We start from the raw sequence: 5701 nt of genomic DNA, 5'->3' as shown, positions 1-5701 counted from the left end.
GCATGTTTTACGGATTGAGTGATTCAAGAACTTGGGAAGATAAAGCCAGATTGCCGAAAAACTGGAGCGAATGGCCGGAGAGAAATTAGAGATATGACCCACGAAATTTCTCACTGCGCCTAACGCCCGGTTAAGGGGCTAACAACGCATTGCGCTAAACCAAAAATAACCGCCTTAACCACTAAAACCAGTTTGAACTAAAACCGCCAAGCGTTGGTAGTCCCTCTTGAACCGTTTGTTAGGCGAATTAGGTGCTCCAGAATATTTGCTTGATTAACCACGTGACTTGCATTGCTTTCTATGTTTTTAAGATCTGAGATAAGCACTGTAGAAATACCTACTAGTTGAGCTCCACGAATATCGGCAATTTCACTATCCCCAACCATAATGCTATCTTTCGCCAAACTTCCAACACTTTCTAATGCAATTTCAAAAGCCTGACGGCTGGGTTTCCTAAAGCCAATTTCTGAAGACCAAATTATGCTATCGAAATATTTAGCCAGTCCTCGGTTTATTAAGTCACGTTGAAACACTTCTGTACTACCCGTTACATTAGACAGCAATATGAGTTTTGTTCCCTGATTATGAAGGGCTTCAAGTAGGGGGATTGAGTATTGATAAAGACGACCGCTATCTACAAAGTGATTCAAATGTTTCAAACCAATCGATTTGTCAAATTCTAGTTTGTACTTATGAAATGCCTTTTGCCATACATCAATCCAATTTGGTTGCTCCACTTGTTCGGGTATATACAGCTCTTGAATACTTCGCTCTATCAAATCACCAATTTGCTCAGCATGCTGCGATTTAAGAACAGCTTTCAACGAGCCTGAAAGACTACCCATTTCACACAAGGTATTTCCGTAATCAAAAATCACTGTATCGTACATCTGAACCTCTTCGCCTAACGCCGCATTAAGGGGTGAACAACGCAAACCACCCAAACTAAACCATTGTGCCATAAACACTTAAGCTGAACTTTGAACCAAAACCGCCAAGCGTTGAGAATCCCTCTTAAATGCTTTGTTATGTGAATTTTGTTAACAGACGTCCTGACAGAACCTAAACAAATACCCGTCTGGTGATTGCACGATAAACTGCTTTTGAACGATGTACTTAGTACCACATTCATACGATTTAGATTCGAGCGCTAAATAAATTGACTCATTAGATTTCGAGCACACTTCACAATATAAGCGTTCAATGTCATCAACGTCCCACTGAAAGTTCACACCACGACCCAGCGGGAACTCTGGATTACCAGTGATCCACTTACGACTTTGACTGGATAAACCTTCTAACATTAAATCGACACCATCGAGTGTTAAATATACAAACTCTTCTTCTGGCCTTTCGTATTTGATGGCAAAACCAAGAATATCTGTGAAGAAAGCTTTACTTATATTTATATCGAAACAATACAACTCTGGAACTACTCGTAATGTCATGAATTTCCCTATTCACATAACGCCGCATTAAGGGGTGAACAACGCCACCACCTAACCTAGACCATTTTGCTGTAAACACTAAAACTAATTCAAACCCAAACTGCCAAGCGTTGTGAATCCCTCTTGAATGCTTTGTTATAGCGCATTTCCATTTACCAACGACCAATGGTGAGGCATTAATTCACGGATGGTTTTGAATACCAGCTTATTGTTTTCGTTTGAGATTGCTGCTTTGACATCTCCACCCCAATGAACCAAACGTTCTTGGCAAATACCACACGGGGATAGAACCAAAAAGTCTCCATTTTCATCTTCACGACATATACACAACGAATGAGTTACCGCTTCATTTAATTTGTGAGCTTCCAAATAAGCCCCAACTTCCATACAAAGTGATAACGCATCATTTTTCACATCTGGGGCAACACTAGTTAGAATTTTTCCTGATCGTGTTCTCACTGCCGCCGCGCCGCCCCAACCCGTCGGATATCGCGTCTCGATTAGCTGCACTGCTGCGTCATAAAGATCTTTTTCTATTCTTTCCATTCCATCAATTCCGAATTTTCGAGTGCGCTATAACGCCCAATTAACGTGTGAGCAGCGCATACACTGAACTTGAATACTGCGCCGTAAACACTAAATTCAACCCGAAGTGAGAGCGCCAAGCGTTGCGAATCACTGTTGAATTGTTTGTTATGTTTTACCACAAGTTACTGACTTAATTGAGAAAGAACTGCTATTTCAAGCCAGTTTTCTGAACCAAACCACAAGGACAGAACCAACTTGGCCACCAAAAGCGACTAACCCAAAACCAGTAATTCCACTTCCCTGCCCAATGAGGCAACCCGCCCAAGTAACAACAAGTGCCCTTTCTTTCCAACCAAAGTGCAAAACAATGCTGAATTGCCGAGGCAACTGCCAAGCTGAAATGCTGCTTGGTAATGAACCTGAAAGCGACTTTGAGCCAGTTAAACAAGAAGCCGACCGCCACGACCTAACAATGAAGCAACCCGCGAACATTGGCATGTTTTACGGCCTGAGTGATTAAAGAACTTAGACCGACAATACGGATTTGCTGAGTCTACTAGGGACGGATTGCCAGAGGGACAAAGAATTTCAGCCTAAGAACTTTAAGCCCTTGAAATACAAGTAAACATAACGCCCAATTAAGTTGTGAGCAACGCTGCCAAAGCACTCAAACACTTCACCGTAATCACAAAACCAATTGAAACCGAAAGCGCCGAGCGTTGCGAATCAGCTTGAATTGTTTGTTAGGCAAATTGTCTGCGTACTCACTAACTTTGTTTGAAAACAGAATACCTTAAACACGATAAGCAACCAATCACCCACTGACTTTTTGTGATTCAAGAACTACTGAAGCCACTATGTTACAGCCTCACTTTTTACGTTCACGAAACACAGCCTTTCAGCGAAAAAGTAGCTTTTGAACCTGAGAAACTCAAAGCTACGAAATGACAGCAAAAACGAAAGCTTCGATTAACTTGCCCTTTCCTCACTTTGAGCCAGTGAAGCTCAACACCAACCAACACTGAAACCCAATGAGGCAACCCACGAACTTTGGCATATTTTACGGTTGGAGAGATTCAAGGATTTGAGCCGACAATACGGAATTGCCGATCAAGAAAAACGATGGGCAAAGGGAGCAAGAAGATTAGAACAAAGAACTTTTTTGCCTTTTGCCTAACGCCCAATTAAGGGGTGAACAACGCCTCCACCCACACCTAAAGAATTGTGCCATAAACACTAAATTTGAAATAGAATCAGAAATGCCAAGCGTTGTGAATCCCTCTTAAATTGATTGTTATGTTTATTTTGGTGCGTAATGTTGAGCAATTAGGGTAATAAACAAAGTTAGAAGCATAGTTATGATCATTTTCAACCATTCACTATCTAGGTTAATTAGTGTATTCCTGCGTTGGTTTTTAGCTCGTTGATCCATGAACTTCATTTTTGACAACGCCCATCTATCACGTAATGACAATCCCCTAGCCATACCATTCAAACTACTAATTCTTGCATAACGAACTGTTTGGTCGAGATATTTTTTAACCAACTTCTTAGTTATTTTCTCTGGGTGTAACCCAGCATGAAGCATTATGTTAGTTTCAGTGCGGCTATGTACTTCCGACTTATAAGGGTACAGTAGAACCATGACCTCACCAGATGGAGATTGGGAAAAACTAGAGCACAACCTTTTTCAATTATTTTACGTTGTATTTCGTTGACTTGGTCCCCGCTAGATTGACGCTCTTTCGTTAATATTCCTGTAGAGTTAATCCCAAAGCCAATTTGAACAGTCTGATAATTCAAATCTTCAGAGCCAACATTAACAATCAAACGATAAGGGAAACCTGCTTCATTAGCATTTTTAGCGTATTCATCAGATACAGACAAAATTGTAGGCTTCGCTTGTTTGGACCATTCTAAACGACGTCGTTCCAACTCAGAGATACCCTCTTCCAGTTTCGCTTTCTCTTTTTTAATTAATTTCATCTTAAATACCATCTGGTGATGCTTACGCCCATAAACATAACGCCCAATTAACGTGTGAGCAGCGTAAACACTGAAGTTAACCACTGCGCCGTAAACACTAAACTCAACCCAAAGTGAGAGCGCCAAGCGTTGCGAATCACTGTTGAATTGTTTGTTATGTTTTACCACAAACACATGATTTACTTGAGAAAGAACTGCAATTTCTAACTAGTTTTCTGAAGCAAACCACAAGGCTAGAACCGGATTGGCCGTCAAACGCGACCAGCCTAAAACCAGTAATTCCACTTCCCTGCCCAATGAGGCACCCCAACCAAGTCGTAACAAGCGCCCTGTCTTTCCAACCAAAGCGCAAGACAATGTTCAATTGCCGAGGCAACTGCCAAGCTGAAATGCTAATTGGCAAATACACTCAACGCGACTTAGAGCCAGTGAAACCTAAAACCAGCCACCACGACCTGAAAATGAAGCAACCCACGAACATTGACATGTTTTACTGGCTGAGTGATTCAAGAACTTAGGCCGACAATGCGGATTTGCTGAAGAAACTCGAACGAATAGCTAAAGGGACAAAGAACAATGATCGAAGAAGCTTTAAGCCACTGAAATACAAGTAAACATAACGCCGCATTAAGGCGTGAACAACGCAGTACACAACGGCTACCGCATTGCGCCTTAAACACAAAATTCTACGCAAACCAAAAATGCCACGCGTTGTGAATCGCGCTTAAATGCTTTGTTATACGCCCAACGCTGAAGTTACGATTTTAAGCCAAGCCCCACTTTGTAAGCACGAATTTTTATGTGTATTGATGCACTTTTGTGAGACTAAGACATTCAGCGATTTTTGATTGAAGTGCACTTGAAACACACAACTCCAAAGAAAACAGAACTTCAGCAAACACATAGGCTTTTAGGCTGACAATTTGACAGAGCGGAGTTTCAACAAACACTACCTCGGCGAATTTTCCCTATTCACCCGAACCGGGAAACAGTCGAGAATTTCGAATTTTGGTCTGAAGGCTTGGGGGGAAATTACCTAGTAATTCAACGAAAATACAAGGAATTGATGCAAATGAGACACAAGGGAACACGACTTAGACACAAGGGAGTAGCAGCAAAACTCGCCCTGCGTATAACGCCCAATTAAGGGGTGAGCAACGCTACCACCCAACCTAAAGCATTGTACCGTAACCACTAAAATTGAAGTAGAAACAAAAATGCCAAGCGTTGGGAATCCCTCTTAAATTGTTTGTTATACGTTGCTTCCTTACCCGCGCACTGGTCTGAAAAAGCTACGTTCATAGCTAATAATGCAGTCTACTTTATCTGCAAACTCAAAAGCTTTAATACACTCAGGATCGTTTAAAGATTTAAGACGATACTCTTCATATGCTGATAAGCTTTCAAATGTGAACAAAGCTAGAGCTATATTATTCGCACCTTCTGACGGTAGGAAATAGCCATTGTGTTGACCACCGAACTTCTCAACAAGTGGAATCCACATTCTTGCGTATTCTTCAAATTCTTTGACCTTTTTCGGGTCAATCACGTACCTGACATAGCAAGTAATCATAAGCTTTAAATCCTTCTAATTGCTTAATTTTATGCGCAACGTATAACGCCGCGTTAAGTGGTGAGCAACGCCACCACCAAACCTAAACTATTGTGCCGTAAACACTAAAGCTGAATCAAACCGAAAATGCCAAGCGTTGGGAATCCGTCTTAAACGCCTTGTTATG

The 5701-nt window shown here is 41.5% G+C and carries 6 protein-coding genes; 1 reads left to right on the top strand and 5 read right to left on the bottom strand.

The window, feature by feature from the left end; translation table 11 throughout:
- Positions 1-197: 197 nt before the first annotated feature.
- From L3V31_RS21690 to L3V31_RS21680, 3 genes are all read right to left on the bottom strand, one after another.
- On the bottom strand, positions 198-962 hold the full coding sequence (locus tag L3V31_RS21690) for an HAD family hydrolase (protein WP_237319253.1): 765 nt from the start codon (positions 960-962) through the stop codon (positions 198-200).
- Positions 963-1040: 78 nt separating this feature from the next.
- On the bottom strand, positions 1041-1448 hold the full coding sequence (locus L3V31_RS21685) for a VOC family protein (protein ID WP_237319250.1): 408 nt from the start codon (positions 1446-1448) through the stop codon (positions 1041-1043).
- A gap of 135 nt (positions 1449-1583) precedes the next feature.
- Complete coding sequence (locus tag L3V31_RS21680) at positions 1584-1994, bottom strand: cytidine deaminase (protein WP_237319248.1); 411 nt, start codon at positions 1992-1994, stop codon at positions 1584-1586.
- A 349-nt stretch (positions 1995-2343) separates the two neighbouring features.
- Between L3V31_RS21680 and L3V31_RS21675 the strand changes: the two genes are divergently transcribed.
- Positions 2344-2496, top strand: a complete 153-nt coding sequence (locus L3V31_RS21675) for a hypothetical protein (RefSeq protein WP_237319245.1) — start codon at positions 2344-2346, stop codon at positions 2494-2496.
- A gap of 1067 nt (positions 2497-3563) precedes the next feature.
- Here L3V31_RS21675 and L3V31_RS21670 read toward each other — a convergent pair.
- Both L3V31_RS21670 and L3V31_RS21665 read right to left on the bottom strand, forming a co-directional pair.
- A complete protein-coding gene (locus L3V31_RS21670; protein ID WP_237319243.1) occupies positions 3564-4136 on the bottom strand; it encodes a hypothetical protein in 573 nt (190 codons plus the stop codon).
- A gap of 1093 nt (positions 4137-5229) precedes the next feature.
- Positions 5230-5535 (bottom strand): NIPSNAP family protein, encoded by a 306-nt coding sequence (locus L3V31_RS21665; protein ID WP_140109328.1) that lies wholly within the window; start codon positions 5533-5535, stop codon positions 5230-5232.
- Between the last annotated feature and the right edge of the window lie 166 nt (positions 5536-5701).

It is taken from the genome of Vibrio sp. J1-1, assembly GCF_021728395.1.
In the GTDB taxonomy this organism is placed as follows: domain Bacteria; phylum Pseudomonadota; class Gammaproteobacteria; order Enterobacterales; family Vibrionaceae; genus Vibrio.
Note: the sequence above shows the minus strand (reverse complement) of the source record. Positions and strands in the feature narration are given on the sequence as shown.

Coding starts and splice junctions, on each gene's coding strand:
- L3V31_RS21690 (WP_237319253.1), bottom strand. CDS start 962: ATGGCACAATGGTTTAGTTTGGGTGGTTTGCGTTGTTCACCCCTTAAT.
- L3V31_RS21685 (WP_237319250.1), bottom strand. CDS start 1,448: ATGACATTACGAGTAGTTCCAGAGTTGTATTGTTTCGATATAAATATA.
- L3V31_RS21680 (WP_237319248.1), bottom strand. CDS start 1,994: ATGGAAAGAATAGAAAAAGATCTTTATGACGCAGCAGTGCAGCTAATC.
- L3V31_RS21675 (WP_237319245.1), top strand. CDS start 2,344: ATGCTGAATTGCCGAGGCAACTGCCAAGCTGAAATGCTGCTTGGTAAT.
- L3V31_RS21665 (WP_140109328.1), bottom strand. CDS start 5,535: ATGATTACTTGCTATGTCAGGTACGTGATTGACCCGAAAAAGGTCAAA.